General features: G+C 71.5%; 23 protein-coding genes. 15 read left to right on the top strand and 8 right to left on the bottom strand.

The window, feature by feature from the left end; all coding sequences use genetic code 11:
* Positions 1–65 precede the first annotated feature (65 nt).
* Positions 66–641: a dihydrofolate reductase family protein gene (locus AB0J88_RS33620; protein ID WP_364361199.1), complete on the top strand. Its 576-nt coding sequence runs from the start codon at positions 66–68 to the stop codon at positions 639–641.
* On the opposite strand, the gene AB0J88_RS33615 is transcribed toward AB0J88_RS33620, so the two are convergent.
* The 4 genes from AB0J88_RS33615 to AB0J88_RS33600 form a co-directional block, all read right to left on the bottom strand.
* Positions 626–1,339 (bottom strand): helix-turn-helix domain-containing protein, encoded by a 714-nt coding sequence (locus tag AB0J88_RS33615; protein ID WP_364361197.1) that lies wholly within the window; start codon positions 1,337–1,339, stop codon positions 626–628. The genes AB0J88_RS33620 and AB0J88_RS33615 overlap by 16 nt on opposite strands.
* A 210-nt stretch (positions 1,340–1,549) precedes the next feature.
* On the bottom strand, positions 1,550–2,650 hold the full coding sequence (locus AB0J88_RS33610; RefSeq protein WP_364361195.1) for an S-(hydroxymethyl)mycothiol dehydrogenase: 1,101 nt from the start codon (positions 2,648–2,650) through the stop codon (positions 1,550–1,552).
* Between the two features lie 54 nt (positions 2,651–2,704).
* Positions 2,705–3,442: a phosphotransferase gene (locus AB0J88_RS33605; protein WP_364361193.1), complete on the bottom strand. Its 738-nt coding sequence runs from the start codon at positions 3,440–3,442 to the stop codon at positions 2,705–2,707.
* Between the two features lie 52 nt (positions 3,443–3,494).
* Positions 3,495–4,436, bottom strand: coding sequence for a hypothetical protein (locus AB0J88_RS33600; protein WP_364361191.1), 942 nt, complete (start codon positions 4,434–4,436; stop codon positions 3,495–3,497).
* Positions 4,437–4,642: 206 nt separating this feature from the next.
* Here AB0J88_RS33600 and AB0J88_RS33595 point away from each other — a divergent pair, with 206 nt between their 5' ends.
* The 14 genes from AB0J88_RS33595 to AB0J88_RS33530 all read left to right on the top strand — a co-directional run bounded on the left by AB0J88_RS33595 (position 4,643) and on the right by AB0J88_RS33530 (position 18,211).
* Complete coding sequence (locus tag AB0J88_RS33595; protein ID WP_364361189.1) at positions 4,643–7,399, top strand: Na+/H+ antiporter subunit A; 2,757 nt, start codon at positions 4,643–4,645, stop codon at positions 7,397–7,399.
* Positions 7,396–7,800: a Na(+)/H(+) antiporter subunit C gene (locus AB0J88_RS33590; RefSeq protein ID WP_364361187.1), complete on the top strand. Its 405-nt coding sequence runs from the start codon at positions 7,396–7,398 to the stop codon at positions 7,798–7,800. The genes AB0J88_RS33595 and AB0J88_RS33590 overlap by 4 nt, the downstream gene beginning before the upstream one ends.
* Positions 7,797–9,317, top strand: coding sequence for a Na+/H+ antiporter subunit D (locus AB0J88_RS33585; protein ID WP_364361185.1), 1,521 nt, complete (start codon positions 7,797–7,799; stop codon positions 9,315–9,317). Before AB0J88_RS33590 ends, AB0J88_RS33585 begins: the two co-directional genes overlap by 4 nt.
* On the top strand, positions 9,314–9,844 hold the full coding sequence (locus AB0J88_RS33580) for a Na+/H+ antiporter subunit E (RefSeq protein WP_364361183.1): 531 nt from the start codon (positions 9,314–9,316) through the stop codon (positions 9,842–9,844). Before AB0J88_RS33585 ends, AB0J88_RS33580 begins: the two co-directional genes overlap by 4 nt.
* A gap of 5 nt (positions 9,845–9,849) precedes the next feature.
* A complete protein-coding gene (locus AB0J88_RS33575) occupies positions 9,850–10,107 on the top strand; it encodes a monovalent cation/H+ antiporter complex subunit F (RefSeq protein WP_364361181.1) in 258 nt (85 codons plus the stop codon).
* Positions 10,104–10,439 (top strand): monovalent cation/H(+) antiporter subunit G, encoded by a 336-nt coding sequence (mnhG, locus tag AB0J88_RS33570; protein WP_364361179.1) that lies wholly within the window; start codon positions 10,104–10,106, stop codon positions 10,437–10,439. The genes AB0J88_RS33575 and mnhG overlap by 4 nt, the downstream gene beginning before the upstream one ends.
* Before the next feature lie 27 nt (positions 10,440–10,466).
* On the top strand, positions 10,467–10,898 hold the full coding sequence (locus AB0J88_RS33565; RefSeq protein WP_364361177.1) for a glutaredoxin domain-containing protein: 432 nt from the start codon (positions 10,467–10,469) through the stop codon (positions 10,896–10,898).
* 36 nt (positions 10,899–10,934) lie between these two features.
* Positions 10,935–11,444 carry a PadR family transcriptional regulator gene (locus AB0J88_RS33560; RefSeq protein WP_364361175.1) on the top strand — a complete coding sequence of 170 codons (510 nt, stop codon included), beginning with the start codon at positions 10,935–10,937 and terminating at the stop codon, positions 11,442–11,444.
* Complete coding sequence (locus AB0J88_RS33555) at positions 11,420–12,148, top strand: ABC transporter ATP-binding protein (RefSeq protein ID WP_364361173.1); 729 nt, start codon at positions 11,420–11,422, stop codon at positions 12,146–12,148. Before AB0J88_RS33560 ends, AB0J88_RS33555 begins: the two co-directional genes overlap by 25 nt.
* Before the next feature lies 1 nt (position 12,149).
* A complete protein-coding gene (locus AB0J88_RS33550; protein WP_364361171.1) occupies positions 12,150–13,916 on the top strand; it encodes an FtsX-like permease family protein in 1,767 nt (588 codons plus the stop codon).
* 104 nt (positions 13,917–14,020) lie between these two features.
* Positions 14,021–16,402 carry an aminopeptidase N gene (pepN, locus tag AB0J88_RS33545; protein WP_364361169.1) on the top strand — a complete coding sequence of 794 codons (2,382 nt, stop codon included), beginning with the start codon at positions 14,021–14,023 and terminating at the stop codon, positions 16,400–16,402.
* Positions 16,399–16,521, top strand: coding sequence for a hypothetical protein (locus tag AB0J88_RS33540; protein ID WP_364361167.1), 123 nt, complete (start codon positions 16,399–16,401; stop codon positions 16,519–16,521). The genes pepN and AB0J88_RS33540 overlap by 4 nt, the downstream gene beginning before the upstream one ends.
* A gap of 28 nt (positions 16,522–16,549) precedes the next feature.
* Positions 16,550–17,974, top strand: a complete 1,425-nt coding sequence (locus AB0J88_RS33535) for an MFS transporter (RefSeq protein ID WP_364361165.1) — start codon at positions 16,550–16,552, stop codon at positions 17,972–17,974.
* A gap of 69 nt (positions 17,975–18,043) precedes the next feature.
* Positions 18,044–18,211 carry a hypothetical protein gene (locus tag AB0J88_RS33530; protein WP_364361163.1) on the top strand — a complete coding sequence of 56 codons (168 nt, stop codon included), beginning with the start codon at positions 18,044–18,046 and terminating at the stop codon, positions 18,209–18,211.
* A gap of 55 nt (positions 18,212–18,266) precedes the next feature.
* Here AB0J88_RS33530 and AB0J88_RS33525 read toward each other — a convergent pair whose 3' ends face one another.
* From AB0J88_RS33525 to AB0J88_RS33510, 4 genes are all read right to left on the bottom strand, one after another.
* A complete protein-coding gene (locus AB0J88_RS33525) occupies positions 18,267–18,428 on the bottom strand; it encodes a hypothetical protein (protein WP_364361161.1) in 162 nt (53 codons plus the stop codon).
* A 91-nt stretch (positions 18,429–18,519) separates the two neighbouring features.
* Positions 18,520–19,200, bottom strand: coding sequence for a hypothetical protein (locus AB0J88_RS33520; RefSeq protein WP_364361159.1), 681 nt, complete (start codon positions 19,198–19,200; stop codon positions 18,520–18,522).
* Between the two features lie 194 nt (positions 19,201–19,394).
* Positions 19,395–19,664 (bottom strand): hypothetical protein, encoded by a 270-nt coding sequence (locus AB0J88_RS33515; protein ID WP_364361157.1) that lies wholly within the window; start codon positions 19,662–19,664, stop codon positions 19,395–19,397.
* 39 nt (positions 19,665–19,703) lie between these two features.
* Positions 19,704–23,141, bottom strand: a complete 3,438-nt coding sequence (locus AB0J88_RS33510) for an indolepyruvate ferredoxin oxidoreductase family protein (protein WP_364361155.1) — start codon at positions 23,139–23,141, stop codon at positions 19,704–19,706.
* Positions 23,142–23,258: the final 117 nt, after the last annotated feature.

Here is a 23,258-nt window from a genome sequence, read left to right as displayed (position 1 = left end):
CGGTGGTCGGGGTTCTTCCTAGCATGATCCGAGTACGCCGCCTGACTCATTGGGGGAGAACCAACATGCGTGATCTGGTCTACACGGGCTTCATGTCGCTCGACGGTGTCATCGACTCGCCGGGTGGTGGCCCGGGTGAGGAGCACCGCAGCGGTGGCTGGGTGTGGAAGGACCTCGAGTTCGTTCCCGAGGCCTGGTCGATCAAGGGTGAGGAGCTCGCGGACACGACGGCGCTGATGTTCGGACGCCGCAGCTACGAGTCGTTCGCCCAGACGTGGCCGCAGTCGCAGGACCACGCCGACTACAAGGAGCTGCCGAAGTACGTCGTCTCGACCACGCTGTCCGACGACGCGCTGGTGGACGGCTGGGGTCCGATCACGATCCTGCGCTCGACCGACGACATCGCGGCGCTCAAGGAGACCGAGGGTGGCGCGATCTTCATCCACGGCAGCGCGGACCTCGCGCGGCGGCTGGCGGACGCGGGCCTGATCGACCGATACCACCTGCTGGTGTTCCCGGTGCTGCTCGGCGGCGGCAAGAGCCTGTTCAGCGGCACCGACAAGGACAAGCAGATGCTGAAGCTGCGCGACTCGCACGCCTACTCGAACGGCATCCTCAAGCTGATCTACGACGTCGGCTGAGGCTGGTCCAGCGCGAGGGCGATCGCGCCGCCGGTGCCGGCGTGCAACTGCCCGGGCGTGCGGCCGACGTAGCGGCGCAGTGCCCGGCTCAGGTGGGGCTCGTCGAAGTAGTCGAGCTTCGTGACGACGTCGGCCACCATGGTGCCGGCGGCCAGCAGGAACGATGCCTCCCGGGCACGCTCGATCTGCCGCACCGCGCCCTGGGTGAGCCCGGTCGCGGTGCGGAACCGGCGTTCGAGGGTGCGGGTCGAGACGTCCGGGTCGTGACCGCGGCGGACGTCGGTGACGAGCGGGTCGCGCACCACGGCCCCGGCGCGGACGAGGCGGGCGACCAGGGCCTCGGCGTCGTCAGGACCAGGGGTCTCCCAGCGGACGCCGTCGAGCCAGAAGGCGCGGTGGGTCGCGCCGGGAAGCTGGGTGCCGCCGTCGACGAGGCCCGGGGTGGGAACCGCCCGCAACGACGTGCCCACCGCGAACTCGATGCCGACGAAGCTGGCGCCCTCCGGCACGGGCGCGGTGCCGGTCCTGGTCTCGGGGCCGGTGACCGTCGCGTACGCGAGGCCCTCCTGCTCCCAGAAAACGAGCCCCCAGCACGGGGTCGCGACCGACGTCATCTCCGTGACCAGGCCGCTCGTGCAGGTCCACACGGAGTCGACCCACGAGGAGTCGGACGCGCGTGTTTCGAACCGCAGACCCACCTGAGCAGGATAGATAGTCAGCCGGCGAAGCGGGGGGCGGGCCGGCCGCGCACGCCGGGGTCGAGCAGCAGCACCTGGCCGGCCAGCCACCGGGACCGTCACGTCGTCGGGGGAACCATTCGTGGCCCTCGTCGGACTCATCCGCGCCGAGTGCGAATTTGTGGCGGCGCATGAAAAAGGGCCAGCGCGGCGCTGGCCCCTTTCCTGGGCTTACAGGACGACGACCGACCGGAGTACGTCACCGTGGTGCATCTTGTCGAACGCCGCCTCGACGTCGGCGAGGCCGATCTCCTCGCTGACGAACGCGTCGAGGTCCAGGCGGCCCTGCCGGTAGAGGTCGACCAGCATGGGGAAGTCGCGGCTGGGCAGGCAGTCGCCGTACCAGCTGGACTTGAGCGCCCCACCGCGGCCGAAGACGTCGATGAGCGGCAGTTCGGGGACCTTCATGTCCGGGGTCGGCACGCCGACGAGGACCACGGTGCCGGCCAGGTCGCGGGCGTAGAAGGCCTGCTTCCAGGTCTCGGGCCGGCCGACCGCCTCGACGACGACGTCGGCGCCGTCGGCACCCTCGTACGTCTGGGCGCAGATGGCCTTGATCTCGTCCACCGGGTCTTTCGTCGAGGAGTCGATCGTGTGGGTAGCGCCAAGCTCCCTGGCCTTGGCCAGCTTCTTCGCGTCGATGTCGACCGCGATGATCGGGCTCGCCCCGGCCAGCGCGGCCCCGGCGATCGCGGCCGCGCCGACACCGCCACAACCGATCACGGCGATGCTCCTGCCCCGCGTGATCGCACCGGTGTTGATGGCGGCGCCGATCCCGGCCATGACGCCACAACCGAGCAACCCGACCGCCGCGGGTCGCGCCTCAGGGTCGACCTTGGTGCACTGCCCGGCGGCCACGAGGGTCTTCTCGGCCAGTGATCCGATGCCGAGTGCGGGGGTGAGCGCGGTGCCGTCCTCGAGCGTCATCTTCTGCTTGGCGTTGTGGGTCGCGAAGCAGTAGTGCAGATCGCCGCGCTTGCAGGCCCGACACTGACCGCAAACCGCACGCCAGTTGAGCACCACGAAGTCCCCGGGCGCCACCTCGGTGACATCTTCGCCGACGGACTCGACGATGCCCGCCGACTCATGGCCGAGCAGGAAGGGAAAGTCGTCGTTGATGCCGCCCTCGCGATAGTGCAGATCGGTGTGGCAAACCCCGCAGGACAACACCTTCACCACGGCCTCACCGGGACCGGGATCGGGCACGTTGATCGTAACGATCTCAACCGGCGCGCCCTTCTTACGAGCCACCACACCCTGAACCTGCTGCATGCCGCTGCTCCTACCTGCTCGTCGACCCGGCCGCTTCATTGAACAGGATTTCTCCTACCAGGTGCGACAGCCGCGAGTCAGCTGTCGCCCGCACAGCGATGTCGCGACGGGCGACCAGTGTGTACGGCGCACCCCACCACAGGTTCGGGTCGCAGCTGTGGTTTCCCTCCGGCAGCGGCGCACTGGTGAAGAGGCCTTGGCCCGAGATCGACTCCGAGCGCTCCAGTCGATCAACGTGCCGTTCGCCATCAGGTTTCCGGGCCAGACGTCCCCGTGTACGAAGACCGAGGGACCGTCAGGCGCCCCGGAGATCAGCTCGTCGGCGCGGGCCAGCAGCGGCGTGGTCGGCATCCGCCCCGAGCGACGCTCCAGGGCGAAGTCGTCAACCGCGATGGGTCGGGTCCGCGGCGGCAGGTCGTCCGACGGGGTCAGCGAGATCCGATGGACCCGTGCGATCGCCGCTCCGGCGGCGCCGATCGGAGCCGGCCACCCGCTGGACCCGGCAACGACAGTCTCGACGCTGACCGGCACGCCGGCGATCACCGACGCGCCGAGCAGTCGTGGAGCCGGCAGCGAGTGCCGCTCGGCCATCAGCAGTGCGGCCACATTGGTGGCGATCATGTCGCCGTCGATCCGTGGGGTCGGCGCCCGAAGGACCACCTCGACCAGACCCGCGCGAGCCGAGACCCGCAGCAACCACGGACCCTCGCCTGAGTGGAGCGTGAGCACACCGACGACCCGGGCGGCGCGGTCGACACACGTCGCCGCCCAGGCCAGCGTTTCCTTACCCATCCCGCACAGTCAGCCACCGTGGCAGACGCGACGGGACAAGTCCAGGCCCGCGCTAGTGTCGGCTGTCCACCCGGCACGGCACCTGCTGGTGCCGGAAGGCACCGGCTTCGCGCCCGTTGACGTGCACCGTCAGTCGACCCGACCGGAACCGCTCCTCAGCCGACCGACCCGGCTGCACCGTCAGCAGCCGGCCGTTGCCGAACCGGACCGTGATGTTCACCCGGCCCGTGTTACGCACCGTCACCGTGCTCCACCGGTCGCCGCACCGCGCCGGGGTGAACGAGACCTGCCACGACGGCGCAGCCGGCGCCTTCCAGACCAGCTCCTGGCACACCCGGCCGCCCGCGAAGCGCACGTTGTCGACCAGCGCCACCGTGCCGTTGTTGTACGTGCCCTGCCCGACCGCGAACGCGACCACCCGAGCGTGCGGGTTCGCGGCGCGGATCTGGGCCAGCGTCCGGTTGTTCGCATAGGACCCGCCGCCCTCCGAGACCATGCCCGGGATCGTGGCGCCGGTCCAGAACTTGCCGGCGTCGACGTCCCAGGTGGCGGTCTGGCCATGCGAAGGGTTGCCGATGATCTGGTAGTACGGCTCGTAGACGATCGCGCCGTCCTCGGAGCCGTTGTTGGTCAGGTCGAGGAACAACCGATACGCCGGCAGCGCGGCGTCGTTGCCCGCGGGGATCCTCGCCGTCCCGTCCAGCTTGGTCAGCTCGTAGCTCAGCGCCGACACGTCCGAGAGCCGCACTCGCGTCGGCAGGTTGTAGCGGTACTGCACCGCCGAGTCCTGCACCGGCGTCGCGACCTGAGCCCCGTTCGGCACGACCTTGACCGTGCCGCCGGCCTTGGTCGTCCAGCCCCGCGTGTTCGTCAGCGTCGACGTCGAACACCGGTTCGCCGGTGGGGCCGCCGACGCCGGCGCGGCCGACACCACCGCCAACCCACCCGTCACCACCAGGGCGGCGACCACACCACCCAGCGCACGCTTCAACAAGAGAACTCCTCGGTCGTCCGGCGATCGCATCCCGGCGGGAACGCGACGGGGCGGCAGTGCACCACCCTGCTGGGTCCAACGGCCGATCCACGGCCGTCGAACGGTCACCCACCCAGACGGGGGTAGCCCGACCGGGGGCGTATCTCACGTTCGTGGAGCCCGCCCGCCTAAGTCCTAAATGCCCCTCTTGCGCCTACCCTGGGCGTGTGCTGGTGCTGGTGGGGGTCCACGCCGTGATGGCTGTGGTCGCACCTGGGCTGGTTCGGTGGCTCGGGCGCCGTGCGCTCTACGTCGTCGCGCTCGCGCCCCTCGCCACGCTCTGCTGGGCGCTCGCGCGGACGAACGACACCGTCACCGAGTCGTACACCTGGGTCGCCCAACTCGGCATAGACCTCGACCTGCGGATGGCCACCCTCAACTGGCTGCTGGCCGTGCTCGTCGCCGGCATCGGCGCGATCGTGCTGGCCTACAGCGTCCGCTACTTCCCAGAAGGCCAGCAAGGGCTCGGCCGGTACGCCGCCGTCTTCGTGGCCTTCGCAGGTGCCATGTTCGGGCTGGTGGTCGCCGACAACCTCTTCCTGCTGTACGTCTTCTGGGAGCTCACCACCGTCTTCTCGTACCTGTTGATCGCGCAGGACCCGACCCGCCGCGCGAACCGCTGGGCCGCCACCCAGGCGCTGCTGGTCACCACCCTCGGCGGCCTGGCCATGCTCGCCGGCTTCGTGATCCTGGGCCAGGCAGCCGGCACGTACCGGTGGTCCGAGATCGAGGCGAACCCCCCGCGAGGCGGGCATCTCGCGGCGGCGGTCGTGCTGATCCTGCTCGGCGCGCTCAGCAAGTCGGCGATCTTCCCGTTCAGCTTCTGGCTGCCCTCCGCCATGGCGGCACCGACGCCGGTCAGCGCCTACCTGCACGCCGCCGCGATGGTCAAGGCCGGCGTCTTCCTCGTCGCGCTGCTCGGGCCGACCCTCGGCGCCGACCCGCCCTGGCGGCCCCTGCTGCTGGCCACCGGCGTGCTCACGATGCTCCTCGCCGGCTGGACGGCGCTCCGCCAGCACGACCTCAAACTCATGCTCGCGTACGGGACGGTCAGCCAACTCGGCCTGCTGACGGCGGTCTTCGGTGGCAGCAGCCGCAACGCGGGCCTGGCCGGAGCGGCCATGCTGCTCGCCCACGCCCTGTTCAAGTCGACGCTGTTCCTCGTCGTCGGGATCATCGACGTCACCACCGGCACGCGTGACCTGCGGGAGCTCAGCGGTCTTGGCAGAAGACAGCCCGCGCTGGCCGCGATCGCGATCCTGGCGGGCGCGTCGATGGCCGGGCTGCCACCGTTCATGGGCTTCGTCGGCAAGGAGGCCGCGTTCGACGCGTTCCTGCACGGCCACCGCACGGGGGACCTCGCCGTGCTGGCCGGGCTCGTGATCGGCTCGACGCTGACCGTCGCGTACACGTTGCGGTTCCTCTGGGGTGCCTTCGCCGACAAGGAGGGAAAGACCACGACGGCACCCCCGATCGCCCCCGACTGGTTGGTATGGCCGGGAATCCTCGCGGTCGCCGGGCTCGCCGTCGGCGCGGCCGCCAAACCGCTCGGCGGAAGCCTCGACCGCTACGCCGACCTGTTCCCGGCAGAAGGCGCCGCGTACCACCTCGCGGTCTGGCACGGCTTCACCGGTCCGCTCGGCCTGTCCGTCCTGGTGCTGGTGGCCGGCGGGGCGCTCTTCTACTACCGGCACCGGCTTCCGCGCCTGGGCCTGCCGTTCGACGGCAGCGCCGTGTACCAGCGCGTGATGAACGGCCTCGACCGGCTCGCGGTCGAGCTGACCGGTGCCACCCAGCGCGGCTCGCTCCCGTTCTACCTCGGGGTGATCCTGCTGGCGCTGGTCGCCGGCCTGGGCGGGATCCTGATCGGGCCCGCGCCGTGGCCCGACGACGCCCGCGCCTGGGACACCTCGCTGCAGGTGGTCGTCGCGGTCGGGATCGTCGTCGCGGCCGTCGCCGCGGTGCGGGCGCTGCGCCGGCTGACCGCGATGGTGCTGGTCGGCCTCTCCGGCTACGGCGTCGCGGTGCTGTTCATCCTGCACGGCGCCCCCGACCTCGCGCTTACCCAGTTCCTGGTCGAGACCGCGACGATCGTGATGGTCGTGCTCGTGCTGCGCCGGCTGCCGGCCAAGTTCTCGGAACGGACGATCCGCACCAGCCGCCTCGGCCGGATCGCGCTCGGCATCGCGGTCGGGGTGGTCGCGGCGGGCATGACGTTCGTGGCCGTCGGCGCCCGCGAGGCGACCCCGGTCTCCGCCATCTTCCCGGAGCTCGCGGTCTCGTTCGGCGGCGGCGACAACGTGGTCAACGTCGTCCTGGTAGACATCCGCGCCTGGGACACGATGGGCGAGATCTCGGTGCTGGTCGTCGCGGCCACCGGCGTGGCGAGCCTGATCTTCCGGCGCACGGAGGCGCTCCAACGCCGGCGGGGCGTGCCCGGGCCGGCCGGCGGGCCACCGGGGTGGTTGGGCGCCGGCCCGAGTGGACAGTCGATCATCCTGCAGGTCGTCACCCGCCTGATCTTCCACGCCATCGTCCTGTTCTCGGTCTTCCTGCTGTTCTCCGGGCACAACGCGCCCGGCGGCGGGTTCGCCGGCGGACTGGTGGCCGGGCTCGCGCTGACGGTCCGCTACCTCGCGGGCGGGCAGGCGGAGCTCACCGCCGCCGCGCCGATCGATGCCGGCATGGTGCTCGGCGCCGGGCTGATCGTCTCGGTCGGCACCGGCGTGCTGGCCATGCTGGCCGGCGGCCAGGTGCTGCAGACCGCGATCGTCGACAAGCATCTGCCGGTGCTCGGCGACCTGCACCTAGTCACCTCGATCTTCTTCGACATCGGCGTCTACCTGGTCGTCGTCGGCCTGATGCTCGACATTCTGCGCAGCTTGGGCGCCGAGATCGACCGGCAGGAGGTGGCCGCCGGATGAGCCCGAACCTCACGTACGTCGTCGTGGTCGGGGTGCTCTTCGCCGCCGGGGTGATCCTGCTGCTCGAACGCACCCTGACCCGGGTGCTGATGGGCGTGGTGCTGCTCGCCAACGGCGTCAACGTGCTGATCCTGGCCGGCGGCCGCTACGGCGGCCCGCCGATCGTCGGCACCACACCTGACGACGAGATGAGCGACCCGCTGCCCCAGGCGATGATCCTTACCGCGATCGTGATCACGCTGGGGCTGACCGCGTTCCTCCTGGCGCTGGCCTACCGGAGCTGGCGGCTGGTCGGGCAGGACGAGGTGCAGGACGACATCGAGGACCGCCGGATCATCGAGCTCGCCGAACGGGACGAAGGCCCCGAGGTCGAGGACGTCGACGACGAGGGTACGTCGTGACGGCGCTCGTGCCGCTCCCCGTGGTGATCCCGCTGCTGGGTGCCGCGGTGACGCTCACACTGACCCGCTTCCCGCAGGCGCAACGGCTGGTCAGCCTGGCGGCGCTGAGCGCCGTGCTCGGCGTGGCGATCGCGCTGCTCGTGGTCGTCTGCGTCGACGGCACGCAGGTGGTCGCCGTCGGCGCGTGGCCCGTGCCGATCGGCATCGTGCTGGTGGCCGACCAGTTCTCCGCGCTCATGCTGGTCGTCTCGGCGGCCGTCACGCTGTGCGTGCTCGTCTACTCGATCGGCCAGGGTCTCGCCGACGGGAGCGAGGACACCCCACTGTCGATCTACCATCCCAGCTACCTGGTGCTGACCGCCGGCGTCACCACGGCGTTCCTGTCCGGCGACCTGTTCAACCTGTACGTCGGTTTCGAGATCCTGCTGGTGGCCAGCTACGTGCTGATCACCGTGGGCGGCACCGAGGACCGGATCCGGGCCGGCACCACGTACGTCGTGGTCAGTCTGCTCTCGTCGGTGTTGTTCCTGACCGGGGTCGGCCTGGTCTACGCCGCGGCCGGCACCCTCAACCTGGCCCAGCTCGCCGGTCGCCTGGACGCGCTGCCCGACGGCCTGCGGCTGATGCTCAACTGCGTCCTGCTGCTCGCGTTCGGCATCAAGGCGGCTGTGTTCCCGCTCTCGGCGTGGCTGCCGGACAGCTATCCCACCGCGCTCGCGCCGGTCACCGCCGTGTTCGCCGGCCTGCTGACCAAGGTCGGCCTGTACGCCATCATCCGCGTCGAGACGCTGCTCTTCCCCGGCGGACCGACCCGCGACCTGCTGCTGGTGCTCGCGCTGCTCACGATGCTGGTCGGCATCCTGGGCGCCATCGCACAGTCCGACGTCAAGCGGCTGCTCTCGTTCACGCTGGTCAGCCACATCGGCTACATGCTGTTCGGGATCGGCCTGGCCAACGAGCTCGGCGTGTCCTCCGCGATCTTCTACGTCGTGCACCACATCACGATCCAGACGACGCTGTTCCTGGTCGTCGGCCTGGTCGAACGGTACGGCGGCGCGACCGCCCTGGACCGGCTCGGCGGCCTGGCCGCGCTCTCGCCGCTGCTGGGGGTGCTGTTCTTCGTGCCGGCGATGAACCTGGCCGGCATACCGCCCTTCTCCGGCTTCCTCGGCAAGCTGGGCCTGATCGAGGCGGGCGCTTCCGCGGGAGGCGGGCTGCGCTGGGCGCTCGTCGCCGGTGCGTTGGCGACCAGCCTGCTCACGCTGTACGCCGTCGCCCGGGTCTGGAACCTGGCCTTCTGGCGCAAGCCGGTGACGACGCGCGCCGAGGCCGCGCAGACCGAGGGCGGCCCCGCCTTGCCCAGGCTCATGGTCGGCTCGACGATCGCGCTGGTCGTGCTGGGCGTCGCGCTGACCGGCATCGCCGGCCCGCTGTTCGACCTCACCGGTGACGCCGCGGCCGACCTGCTGGAGCGCGCACCCTACGTTGACGCGGTCCGTGGTGAGGGCATCCGATGACCCGCCGCGACAACACGATCGTCGCGCTGCTCGGGCTCACGCTCGTCTGGATCCTGCTGTGGGGCACGTTCTCCTGGGCGAACCTGCTCGGTGGCCTCGGCGTCGCCGCCGTCGTGCTGATCGCCTTCCCGTTGCCGCCGGTCGAGTTCGGCGGGCGGCTGCGCCCGGTCGCGCTGGCCCGGTTCGTCTACTGGTTCGCCTACGACCTGGTGCTGGCCAGCGTCCAGGTGGCCGCGCTGGCCTGCCGCCCCGGAGACCCACCCCACAGCGCGATCATCGGTGTACGCCTGCGCGTCAACACCGACCTCAACCTGACGCTGACGGCCGAGGCGATCTCGCTCGTACCCGGGAGCCTGATCCTCGAGGTGGACCGGTCCGTCGGTGTGCTCTACGTGCACGTGCTCGACGTGAGCGACCGCGCCCAGGCCGAGCGCTTCCGGCGCCACGCGCTGGCAGTGGAACGGCGGATCGTCGAAGCGATCGGCTCGCCGGACGAGGTGCGCCTCGTCGGCCAATCGGAAAGGTGAGGCCCATGACCGCTGTCTCCATCGCCGTGACCGTCATCCTCTCGGCCGCCGCGCTGCTCGCCCTCGTCCGCGCGGTCCGTGGACCGTCCATCCTGGACCGCGTCGTCGCCACCGACGTGCTGCTGGCCATCATCGTGGCCGGGGTCGCCACGGAGGCGGCATACACGCTGGACGCGACGGCCCTGCCGGTGCTGGTGGTGCTGTCGATCCTCGGCTTCACCGGCTCGGTCGGCGTGGCCCGCTTCGTGCGGACCGATCGGTGAGCGCCCTAGACGTCGCGGCCTCGGCGTGCCTGATCGCCGGGGCGCTGTTCAGCCTGGCGGCCGGGATCGGGCTGACGAGGTTCCCGGACGTCCTGTCGCGCATGCACGCGGCGACCAAGCCGCAGGTCCTCGGCCTGCTGCTGGTGCTGCTCGGATGCGCGCTGCGCTTCCGCAACACGGTCGACATCACGACGCTGGTGCTGATCGGAGTGTTCGCACTGACCACGGCTCCGGTGGCCGCGCACATGATCGGGCGGGTCGCGTACCGGTCGGGCGAGCACCGCGCGGACCTGCTGGTGATCGACGAGATCGCGGACCACGAACCCAGGTGAGTGGCGGGGCCGGCGTACCGTGGCGGGGTGTTGCGAAGTTGGCGCTTGACCGGCCTGGCCCTGGCCATCGGCGTGTTCGCGGTGGGCGCGTCACTCGCGGGCGGCTCGACCGCGGTGGCCGTGGTCGAGATCGTCGTGTTCGCGGCCCTGGCCTTCGTGTGGTCGCCGCTGGCCTTTCCCCGCTCCGGCGGAGCGGCGGACGCACGGCAACGCAGCAGGCTGGACGGGCGGCCGGTGATCTATTGGCGTCCGGGGTGCACCTACTGCCAGCGGCTGCGGCTCCGACTCGGTCGTCAGGGGCGCCGGGCGCACTGGGTCAACATCTGGGCCGATCCGGAGGGTGCGGCGGCGGTTCGGGCGATCACCGGCGGCAACGAGACCGTTCCGACCGTCGAGGTCGACGGCCAGTCACACGTCAACCCCGATCCGTCCTGGGTGCGTGACCGGCTCCGCGCGTAGGTTGACACTGCCATAGCTACCCGCTATCTATTAGCGGTGCAGGACGTGGTGTTGGCCATGCTGGCCAAGGAGCCGGCGTACGGGTATGACCTGCGCGCCCGCATGCGGGACGCGCTCGGCCCGCTCGGCGAGGCGATGAACGCGGGGCAGATCTACGTCGCGCTGGCCCGCCTGGCCAAGGCCGGGCTCGTGACCTCGGAGCACGACGAGGGCCTGCCGGACCGGCCCGACCGCCGGGTCTACGCCCTGACGCCGGCGGGGGAGCAGCGGGTCGCGGGCTGGCTGGCCGAGGTGAGCTGGCCGAAGCCGGACCTCGCGGAGTTCCACCTCAAGCTCGTGGCCGCCGCGGCCGGCCGGTTGGCCGATCCCGTGGCGCTGGTCGACGCGCAACGGCGCGAGGTCATGCGCCGGCTGCGCGACGCCCAACGCGCGGCGCTGGACCGGTCGGTCGACCCGGTCGCGGGTCTGCTGCTGGAGGGCGTCGTGCTGCGGCTGCGGGCCGATCTGGAATGGCTCGAGGCGTGCGAGCGGACGTGGTCGTCATGATGGCGCTGCGGGCCCGCGGGCTGACCAAACGGTACGGTTCGCACAACACGCTGGTGCGCGCCGTCGACGAGGTCGACCTGGACGTCCCCACCGGGCAGACGTTGGCGATCATGGGTCCGAGCGGCTGCGGCAAGTCCACGCTGCTGCACCTGCTCGGCGGGCTGCAACGCCCGACCGAGGGCCAGGTGTGGCTGGGCGAGCACCGGATCGACACGATGAGCGAACGTTCACTGGCCCGACTGCGCCGCGACGACGTGGGTTTCGTCTTCCAGTCGTTCCACCTCATGGACGAGCTCACGGCGGTGGAGAACGTCGAGCTGGCCGCGCTGCTGGCCGGCCGGTCGCCGGGCCGGGCGCGCAGGCGGGCGATGTATCTCCTCGACCGGGTCGGCCTCGCCGACCGCGCCGCGCACCTGCCCTCGGCCCTGTCCGGCGGGCAGCGCCAGCGGGTCGCGATCGCCCGCGCGCTGAGCAACGAGCCACTGGTCGTGCTGGCCGACGAGCCCACCGGCAACCTCGACAGCGCGGCCACGCTCGAGGTGCTGCGGCTGTTCGACGAGCTGCACTCCAGGGGTCAGACGCTCGTGGTGGTCACCCACGACGCCCGCATCGCCGCGGTCGCGGACCGGGTGATCGCGATGCGCGACGGCAGCTTCGCTGACGACACCAGGCTCGTTGGCACCGTCTACGACGGGCGTCGTTGACGTGGTCGGTCGCCTCCTGCTGGTCTGCCGGCTGTTGGTCCGGGACCTGCGCCGCCGCCGGGCCGAGACGGTGCTGCTCCTGGTCGCCGTCAGCGCCGCGACCGCCACGCTGACCGTCGGTCTCACCCTGAACGACGTGGCCGCCCGGCCGTACGAGCAGACCCGCGCCGCCACCGCCGGCCCGGACGTGGTCATGACGCCCCGGGCCACCGGCCAGGCCGCGCTGGACTCGCTCGCGCCCCGCGCGACCGCCGCCGGGGTCGCCGACCACAGTGGACCATTTCCGATCGCCTACCTGACGATGACCGCGGGCGGGGTCACCGCGCACGTCGTCGTCGAGGGCCGGGACACCGCGCCGGTCTCGGTGAACCGGCCGGCGGTGACCGACGGCACCTGGGTGCGACCGGGCGGTGTCGTGGTCGAGCGGGCGTTCGCCGACGCCCTGGGCATCCGCACCGGCGACCCGGTCAGCATCGACGGCGTTTCGCTGCGGGTGACCGGGACGGCGGTCACCGCCGCGCGGGCGACCTACCCGTACGCCGGCTGGCACTACGCGGGCAGCATCCTGGTCGAGCGCGGCGGCCTGGTCTGGGTCGACGCCGGTGACCTGGCCACGCTGGCGGGCGGCCAGCCGCTGTCGTACACGCTCAACCTCAAGCTCACCGACCCGGCCGCCGTCGCGGGCTATCGCGTCGGCGACCAACTCACGACGTGGCAGGAGATCGACACCCTCAACAGCCGGCTGTACGGCGACGCGCGTACGACGCTGCTCGTCGGAAGCTGGCTGCTCAGCGGCCTGGCCCTGGCGGGCGTCGCGGCGATCGTCGCGGGCCGGATCATCGGTCAGCGCCGCCGGGTGGGCCTCCTCAAAGCGGTCGGAGCCGGACCGACCATGATCGCGGCCGTCCACCTGGCCGAGTACCTGGTGATCGGGCTGGCCGCCGCCGGCACGGGCCTCGCGGCGGGCTGGCTCCTCACACCCGTGCTGATCCGCCCGAGCGCCGGCCTGATCGGCTCGATCAACGCCGGGCCACCCGCGCTGCGCACGGTGGTCGTGGTGACGGCCTTCGCGCTGGCCATCGCGGTCGCGGCGACCGTGGTGCCGGTGGTCCGCGCGGCGGCCACGAGCACGGTCCACGCCCTGGCCGACGCGGCCACGCCCCCGCGGCGCCGACGATGGCGCATCCGGCTGTCCCGTCGCCTCCCCGCGGCCCTGTTGATCGGGGTCCGGATCAACGCCCGCCGGCCGCGCCGAGCCCGCCTGGTCGCGGTGAACACCCTGATCACCACGACGGCGATCGTCGGGACCCTCATGCTCAACATCAGGCCGGAGCCGGACTTCGACCTGGGCTTCACGGACCTCGCCAACCCCCGGGCCGAGCGGCAGGACCAGGCGCTGCTGGTCGTCATGGTCGTGCTGACGATCCTGGCGCTCATCAACGCCATCGTGAGCACCTGGACCGCGGTCCTGGACGCCCGGCACCCGCTGGCGGTCGCCCGAACGCTGGGTGCCACGCCAGCCCAGGCGGTACTGGGCCTGGCGGTGGCCCAACTCCTTCCGGCGCTGCCCGGCGTGGCCGCGGGAATCCCGGCGGGCATCGGCCTGCTGATGCTCGTCAGCCGTGACGCCGTGCGGGAACCACCCGTGTCGTGGCTGCTCGCCACGGCTTTCGGAGTGCTGTTCGCCCTGGCGGCCCTGACCGCCATCCCCGCGTTGCTGGCCACCCGCCGCACGGTCGTGGACGGCCTCCGCTCGACACCGGGCTGATCTGCGGCTGTTATCTAGGCGTAAGCGCGGACGAGTCGTAGGGCCGCGTTCCGGTCGCCCGGTGCCGCAGTGGACCAGACCAGGTGTCGGCATAGCCTGACGGGGTGTCGCTCACCCTGAACGAGGCCCGCGCCCGGGCCGCCATGCTCTCCGACGTCTCCTATGACCTCACCCTCGACGTCACCTCCCCGGACGACTTCCGCAGCCAGGTCGCCGTGCGCTTCCACACCAGCGGCGGCGACACCTTTCTCGAGCTCCACCAGGCCACATCGATCGATGTGAAGCTCGATGGCAGGACCATAGCGCCGCCGTACGACAAGAAACGGATCCAACTGGAAGGCCTGGCCCCGGGCACCCACGAGGTCGTCGTCGACGCGCGGCTGCGCTACGTCACCGACGGCGAAGGCATGCACACCTTCACCGACCCGGTGGACGGCGAACGCTACGTCGGCGCCTATCTCGGCCTCGACATCACCCAGCGCCTGTTCGCCTGCTTCGACCAGCTCGACCTCAAGGCGCCGATCACGGTGACCGTCCTGGCCGATCCAGAGTGGACGGTCTTGTCGAACGGGCGGCTCACGAAGGCCGATCAGGGCCGGTTCGAGTTCGCCACCACGCCGAAGATCCCGTGCGACCTGCTGGCGGTCGCGGCCGGCCCGTACCACTCCGTCGAATGGGAGCACCGCGGCCTGCCGATGGGCTGGCACGCGCGACGCTCACTGGCGAAGGAGCTGGACCGCGACGCCGCCGAGCTCCGCCGGGTCACCGAGGTCTGCTTCGACCACTACGCCGAGATCTTCACCGAGCCGTTCCCGTTCGACTCGTACGACCAGGTCTTCGTGCCCGACCTCAACTGGGGCGCGATGGAATGCCCCGGCTGCGTCACGTGGAACGAGCTCATGCTGCCGCGCGGCCGCGTCACCGACGACAACCGCCGCCGCCGCGCGATGGTGGTCGCGCACGAGATGTCGCACATGTGGTTCGCCGACCTGGTCTCCCCGGTGTGGTGGGAGGACGCCTGGCTCAACGAGTCGTTCGCCGACTACATGGGCTTCGAGGTCGCCGAGTTCACGGCCGGGTACGCCGGCACCCGCGTCTCGTTCGAGGCCGCCTACAAGCCGGGCGCGTACCTCGCCGACCGCCGCCGGTCCACCCACCCGGTGGCGCCGAACGCGCAGGACGTGCCCGACGTCGACACCGGAACCACGATCTTCGACCGCATCTCGTACGGCAAGGGCAACGCCGCCCTCCGCCAGCTGGTGACCTGGCTGGGTCGAACCGACTTCCTGGCCGGCGTCAACGCGCACCTGACCCGACACCGGTTCGCCAACGCGACGCTGGAGGACCTGCTGTCGGCGCTCGACGCCGCCTCGCCGCGGGACGTGCGCGCCTGGGCCGAGGTGTGGCTGCGCCGGTCCGGCCACGACACGGTCCGGGTCACGCGGGAAGGCGACATCCCGGTGCTGACCCGCGACGGCGTCCGGCCGCACCGCTTCACCGTCGCCGCGTACACCCCGTCCTTGGAGCCCGTCGGCGAACGACTGGTGGACCTGACCGACGAGCCGGTGGAGCTGCCCGAGTGGGCCGGCCTGGTCGTGGTGCCCAACGCGCACGGCGAGACCTTCGCGAGGATCGAGCTCGACCCCTTGTCGTACGACGTCATCGTGCGCGACCTGGCCGCCATCGAAGATCCGCTGGTGCGGGCGGTGCTGTGGGCGGCGCTGCTCGACCAGGTGCCGCCCGCGGCGCACCTCGACCTGCTGGCCCGCCAGCTCCCGCGCGAGACCTCGTCCACCCTGGTCGCCGCCGCCCTCGACCGCACGCTCAAGGACATGGTGCGCCGGGCACTGCCGCCCGCGGACGTGCCGGCCGCGCTCGAGGTGGTCGCCGCGGCGTGCGCGCCGGGCGGTGAGCTGGACGAGCAGCGCGCCGTCGCCCTGGCCAACGGCCTGGCCTGGAGCACGAGCGACAGCGCGTTGTTGCGGCGTTGGCTGGCGGCGGACGCCACCGACCAGGGTCTCGCGCTCGATCCGGCCCTGCGCTGGGCGGTCGTGCGCCGGCTGGCCGAGCTCGGCGGCATCGACGCGGCGGAGATCGAAGCCGAACGGCTGCGCGACGGCACGGCGGACGGCGACCTGGGCGCGATCACCGCGCTGGCGGCGCGCCCGACCGCCGAGGCGAAAGCGGCGGCCTGGTCGGCGATGACGCAGGACCCCGACGTCTCCGTCAGCCGGTTCCGGGCGCTGGCCGAGGGTCTCTGGACGCTGTCGCAGCGCGAGCTGGTCACGCCGTACGTCGCCGCCTACGTGACGGCCGCACCGGCGCTGGCCCGACGTGGCTCGGCGTTCGCCGCCGCGGTCGGCAGGGCGTTCCCGGCTTTCCCGCTGACACCCGAGGAGCTGACGCTGGTACGCGACGCCCTGCGCGAGGACGTCCCCGCGGTGCTGCGCCGGGAATGGGAGGACGAGCTCGACGACCGCGCGTGACGGACGCTGGTGACTACCGGCATGGAGAGTCTCTAAACCCGCTCCTGCTGGCCGGTTTCCTGGTCCTGGTCACCGGCCACGTGACTTTGCTGGTCTACGACACGTTCGCCGACCGTTGACGGCGCGTTGTGCCGTAATGTCCAGAAAATGCGCGCGGTAGACGCTCGGTGGCGGGCCATGACGGTCGCCCTGATCGCGGCGTTCATGACCCTCCTCGACGTCAGCATCGTCAACGTCGCGCTGCCGTCGATCCAGACCGACCTGGGCCTCAGCTCAGGCGGCCTGCAGTGGGTGCTCTCCGGGTACGCGCTCGCCTTCGGCCTGGTGCTCGTGCCCGCGGGACGCTTCGGCGACGCGCACGGCCGGCGCCGGCTGTTCGTCGTCGGGTTGGCCGGCTTCACCGCGGCCAGCGCGGCCGCCGGGCTGGCCGACAGCGAGCTGTGGCTGATCTGCGCGCGCCTCGTCCAGGGCGCGTCGGCCGGCGTGGTCAACCCGCAGGTCTCCGGCCTCGTCCAGCAGATGTTCAAGCCAGCCGAGCGCGGCAAGCCGTTCGGGGCGCTCGGTGCGACGATCGGCATCTCCACCGCCCTCGGCCCGCTGCTCGGCGGCGCGATCATCGCCATCGCGGGCAACGAGGCCGGCTGGCGCTGGATCTTCTACATCAACATCCCGGTCGGCATCGTCGCGATCGTGCTCGGCACGCGGTGGATCCCCGGCCACACCGGCGAGGAGGCACCCCGGCGGGGCGTCGACCCGATCGGCGTCGCGCTGCTCGGCGCGGGGGTCGCGTTGGTGCTGCTGCCGCTCGTACAGGAGCGGCAGTGGCACGGTCCGATCGTCTGGATCCTGATCCTGGCCGGGCTGGCGGTGCTCGGCCTGTTCGTCGGCTGGGAGCGTCTGCAGATGCACCGCCGCGCGTCGCCCCTGGTCGACCTGCGGCTGTTCCAACGGCGTTCGTTCGCGCTGGGATCGTTGCTGGCCCTGGCCTACTTCGCCGGCTTCACCACGACCTTCTTCATCTTCACGCTGTTCCTCCAGAACGGACTGCGCTATTCGGCCCTGGAGGCGGGCCTGACGGTGACCCCGTTCGCCCTAGGCTCGGCGTCGGGCGCGCTGCTCGGCGGCCGGATCGTCAACCGCTACGGCCGGGCCCTGGTCGTCACGGGCCTGTGCATGGTGATCGGCGGCCTGTCCCTGGTGCTCCTGGCGCTGCACTTCGTCCAGGGCCGTGGCGCGGGCTTCGCGACCGCGCTGCCCCTGCTCTGCGCCGGCATCGGCAGCGGCCTGGTCATCAGCCCGAACCAGAACCTCACGCTGAGCCAGGTGCCGGTGGCCGAAGCGGGCAGCGCCGGCGGTGTCCTCCAGACCGGCCAACGCATCGGCTCGGCCATCGGCATCGCGGCGATCGGCGCGGTCTTCTTCAGCCGCCTGGCCACCACAGGCGGCAACTTCGAAGAGGCCTTCCGAACCGGCCTGTACGTGACGATCGGCTTCATGGTGCTCGCACTGGCGGCCGCGACCACGGACGTGATCGCCGGTCACCGCGAACGCGTCACGCAACGCGCGGAGTGATCGCGTCGTCCGGCATGGCGCGTCGTCATCCGGGTATGCGGCTCGGAAAACCCCTCGAGGGAGGACCACATGGCCGGGCCAGAAGAAGGCCAGGAGAAGACGTCGAAGACCGATGCCATTCTGTTGAAGTCCGTGCTCAAGGACCTCAAGAGCCTCAAAGCCGGCGAGGACCTCGACCAGCCGCAGGCCAAGCAGGGGCCGCCTCGCAAAAAGGACGGCCCGGACAAGAGCGCCTGACTAGGCACGTCCGTACGTTAATCGGAGTCGGCCCGCACCCCGCAGATCACGTTCATCAGCTTGGACTTCGCGGGGCCGTTGTCGCCGGGTAGTCCCAGAACCTTCGCTGTCCAACGTGGAGGTTCAGGTCCAGCACGAACCTGCCGAGCAGCGCACCGATGACCGTGCCGGAGCCGCCGGCCAGCGCGGTGCCGCCGATGTTCGGTTCAGGCCGCAAGGCGTTAGGGCGCAACGCGGCGGGAGGGGCCGCGTTCGGTCAGGCCGCAACGCGGTGGGCGCCGCGACGCGGCGGGGCCGCTTTGCGGGGGTCAGGCTGGTGCTGGTCCCCGGCCGAAGCGGAAGGTCACGTCCGGCATGCGGCGCAGGCTGCGGATGCCCCAGGCCGCGCAGATGCCGACGAACAGGATCGTGAGCGCGGTGCTGAACACCCCGCGCGACAGGATGGCGAAGTCGACGCCCATGTGCAGGAAGCCGATGCTCATCCCGGCGTCGATCAGCCGGCCGAGGCCCCACAGCGCCGCTGTCTGGGCGAAGACCCGGTTCAGGCCGGAGTGATCGCGCAGTTGCACCGGCAGCGCGACGAAGTCGCGGGCCAGGCGTTGGGTGATGGGCCGGCCGAGCAGCGCGCTGCCGAGGAACAGGGCCGCCATGAAGAGCGAGCCGATCACCGGCTGCACGAAGTAGACCAGGGCGCTGGACAGCGCCAGCGCGACGCTCGCGCGAGCGCACAGCGAGCCGGCACAGACCAGCAGTGTGCCCGGCAGGTGGCGGCCGGAGATCCAGCGGATCGCCACCGTGATCGTGCACCAGCCGAGGACCGACAGCAGCGCCGGCAGGAGGCCGGCGGTGTGCAACAGGATGTAGAGCAGGCTGGTGGGGACCAGAACCGTTTCGGCGAACAGCCTCGCCGCACGGACCAGGGCCGGCTTGATGGCGCCGACCTCTATGACGTGCGGGGCTGCGTCTGCGGCTTCCTTACAGAGAGTCATAGTTCCCGGGGGGATCGGGGGCAGGAGCCTCACCGTAACCCAGGTTCCTGAGGCTGGCGAGAGGGGAACTCGCATCTTGACGCGGCCCTGACCAGGCGCGGGACGGTCTCGGCCCGTCTGGGCGTTTCAGCACGCTCCGTAAGCCGAGACCCGCTGCCGATACTCTCGGTGACGGACCCGCGACGTGTCGTCGATCAGGCGCAGGCGGTCTTGTCCTCGCCGCCGCTGATGGCCAGTGCCTGGAGCTCCTCGGTCTTCGTGGTGAAGACCTTCGTGGCCGCCTCGCCCATCTCGACGGCCTCCCTGCACGCCGCCTCGGTCCCGTCGGAACCGCCGGCGGTGGCACTCGGCGCCGCCGCGGACGACGACGGCGCCGCCGCGTCGGCCTTCCCGCCGTCGGACCCGCACGCCGCGGCACCCAGCACGACCAGACCCATCATCACCGCGCCGACAAGGCGTCGCATGACCGCTCGCCAGATATTGATGATCAAAATCGGGGAATGCTAACGCGTCGCCAGAACGCCTTCCTCGGCCGCCCAGCGGGCGCGAAGGGTGGCCAGCTCGGTGCGGTACCGCTCGGCGTTTCCGACCTTGACGTCCTCGTACCCGCGAACCTGGTCGGGCAGCTCGGCGATCTCCACGGCCAGGGCATGGCGAGCCGGAGTGAGCCCGGCGACCAGGTCCGCCACGACCGCCTCGTACTCGGCCAGCAAGGAACGCTCCAGCCGGCGGACCCGGGCGTAGCCGAACACGTCGAACGGCGTGCCGCGAACCGGCCTCAGCGCGCGCAGGGCCACGAACGCCGGCCGGAACCAGCGGCCCAGGGTCAGCTTTCGGCGCATGCCGAGGGCTCGGAACACCGGAGGATGCAGCTTGTACGCGTAGCGCGCGCCCGCACCGAACTCCGCGGCGACCGCCTCGTCGAGGGCGGGGTCGAGGCTGAGCCGGGCCACCTCGTACTCGTCCTTGTAGGCCATCAGCCGGTGGAGCTGCCGGGCCACGGCCCGGGTCAGCCCGCCGTCGGTGCCCAGGGCCGTCTCCCGTTCGCGCACGCGGGCGACCTGGTCGACGTACCGCCGCGCGTACCCGGCGTTCTGGTAGGCGATCAGCTCCGCCACCCGGATCCTCAGCAGCCGGGCGAGCTCGGGGTCGGAGGCCGTGTCGACCCGCGCGACGAGGTCGGCCACGGCGGGGTCGGGTGCGGGCTCGACGCGGGGTGCCGGTGCCAACGCGGCGCGCACCGCGTCCGGGTCGGCGACGACCGCGCGCCCCCAGCCGAACGCCGCCAGCGACGAGTCCGCGTTCCGGGTGTTCTCGCGGACGGCCCGCTCCAGCGACGCCCGGGAGACCGGCAGCAGGCCGCGCTGCCAGGCGGCGCCCAGCACGATCAGGTTGGCCGGCATGCCGTCGCCGAAGAGCCGCTCGGCCAGCGACTCGGCGTCGAGGTAGACGTTGCGGTCCTGGTCGGTGCGCGCGTCGATGGCGCCGACCAACGCCTCCAGCTCCGGGAACCGCTGCGCCGGCGAGATGACCATGGCGCCGGTCGGCACCGCGCTGGTCGAGACCACGGCGACCGTACGCTCCGCGGAGAGCACGGCCAGGTTGTCGGGCGCCGTCGCGCCGAGCAGGTCGAGCGCGAGGTAGACGTCCGCGCCGCCGCGCGCGGCCCGGTTGGAGCGCGGCCGGTCGTCCGCGTGGATGCGCACGTCGGAGACCACCGGGCCGCCCTTCTGGGCCAGGCCGGTCTGGTCGAGACCACGCACGTGCCGCCCGTCCAGGTGCGCCGCCGTGCTGAGCAGCCGGGCCGCGGTGACCACGCCGGTGCCGCCGATGCCGACGAACCGGATCGTCGCGTCCGAAGACACCGGCGCGGTGGGATCCGCGACGGCCGGGGGCGCCAAAGGCCGGCGGGCGACCGGCGCGGCGACTGTCACGTCGACGAAGGCCGGGCAGTCGCCGTGCACGCACGAGTAGTCGGCGTTGCAGGACGACTGGTGGATCTGGGTCTTGCGGCCGAACTCCGTGTCCACCGGCCGCACCGACAGGCACTGGGACTTGTGACCGCAGTCGCCGCAGCCCTCGCACACCCGCTCGTTGATCATGATCCGCCGGGTCGGCGTGGGCAGGTCGCCGCGGCCGCGCAGCCGCCGCTTCTCCGCGGCGCACTGCTGGTCGTGCACGAGCACGGTGACACCGGGCGTCGCGGCGAGCTCCTCCTGGGCGCGCATCAGGTCGGTGCGGTCGCGCACCTCGGCGATGCTGGCCAGGCGTACGCCCCGGTAGCGCTGGGGTTCGTCGGTGGTGACGATCACCCGGCGGACGCCCTCGGCCGCCAGCCACCGGGTCAGGTCCGGCACCGACAGCGCCGGCCGCACCTCCTGGCCGCCGGTCATCGCGACCGCCGAGTTGTAGAGCAGCTTGTACGTGATGTTGGTGCCGGCCGCCACCGACGCCCGCACGGCAAGCGAGCCGGAATGGTGGAACGTGCCATCGCCCATGTTCTGGAAGATGTGCCCGGCCTCGACGAACGGCGCCTGCCCGATCCACTGCGCACCCTCGCCGCCCATCTGGGTCGCACTGACCACCTGGTCGCGCCGCTCCGGGTGCAGGAGCACCATCGTGTGGCAGCCGATGCCGGCACCGACGAGGGCGTCCTGCGGCGCGGCGGTCGAGAGGTTGTGCGGGCAGCCCGAGCAGTAGAACGGCGAACGCGAAGCCAGCATCGGCAGCGCGGTGCGGACCGTCCGCTGACGCACCGGTGCCGCGTCGGGCAGCATGCCGAGCCGCCGCAGCCGGGCGGCGACGGCCGTCGCGATCGTGTCGCTGTCGAGCCCGCCGCCGGTCGGCAGCAGGGGAGCGCCGCTCTCGTCCCGCTTCCCCCGCACGACGGGACGCCGCTCCAGGTCGTACAACAGGTCTCTGATCCCGGTCTCGACGAACGGCCCCTTCTCCTCGACGACCAGGATCTCCTCGAGCCCCTGTGCGAACCCGCGGATCGCGTCGGGCTCCAGCGGCCACACGACGTCGAGCTTGAGCAGGCGGATGCCCCGCCCGGCGTCGGCCAGCCCGAGGCGGCGCAGCGCGTCCCGGAGCTCCAGATAGGCCGAGCCCGACGCGACCAGCCCGATCCGGTCGTCCGGCGAGCTGTGCACGACGCGGTTGAGTCCGTTGTTCCGCAGGTAGCCGAGCAGCAGCGCCAACCGCGGCCCCTGCAGCGTCGCCTCCTTGTCGAGCGACGCCTGGCCGAGCACGTCGGCGCTGGGCCGGTGCACGTAGGGCCGGCCCTCGTGCAGCACCGTCGGCGCGACCGGCTTGACCCGGTCGGGACCCGCGATCACCGACTCGACCGCGTCGGCCACCTGCGTCGTCAGCTTCAGCGCCGCCCAGAGCCCGCTGGCCCGCGACGCGCCGATCGCGTGGCGCCCGAGGTCGAGGATCTCCTGCACGTCCGACGGCTGGAAGACGGGCATGCCCAGCGCGGCGAGCAGGGTCTCGCTCGCGGACGGCAGCGTCGACGACTTGTTGGTCGGGTCGTCGCCGCACAGTGCGAGCAGGCCGCCGAGCGGATGCGCGCCGGTGAAGTTGCCGTGCCGCAACGCGTCCGCGGCCCGGTCGACGCCGGGGGCTTTGCCGTACCAGACGCCGAGCACGCCCTGCCGGCGTGGATTGGGCAGCAGCGGCGCGAGCTGGCTGCCCCAGACCGCCGTCGCGCCGAGCTCCTCGTTCTGCGCGGACTCGTGCACCACGTCGAGGTCGGTCCACTGTTTGCGGACGCGGGCGAGCTCCTGGTCGAAGCCACCCAACGGCGAGCCCGGATAGCCCGACACCAGGGCGGCCGTGTCGAGAGTGGCGGCGGCGTCCGCGCGAAGCTGGTCGGCGACCAACCGGACCATGGCCTGGGTGCCGGACAGAACTTCGGCAACCGGTGGATCGGATTTCACGTCACCATTCCTAGCCCATAGCCGAGCGCGATGCTATTTGAGTAAACGTTAACTACGAAAAGATGAAGATAAATCAATGAGCGTTCCGCCCCGCGGAATTCTACGGGAATCGGGGTA

The organism is Asanoa sp. NPDC049475, from assembly GCF_040676915.1.
In the GTDB taxonomy this organism is placed as follows: domain Bacteria; phylum Actinomycetota; class Actinomycetes; order Mycobacteriales; family Micromonosporaceae; genus Asanoa.
The sequence above is the reverse complement of the archived record's forward strand: the minus strand, read 5'-3'. Positions and strand labels throughout refer to the sequence as shown.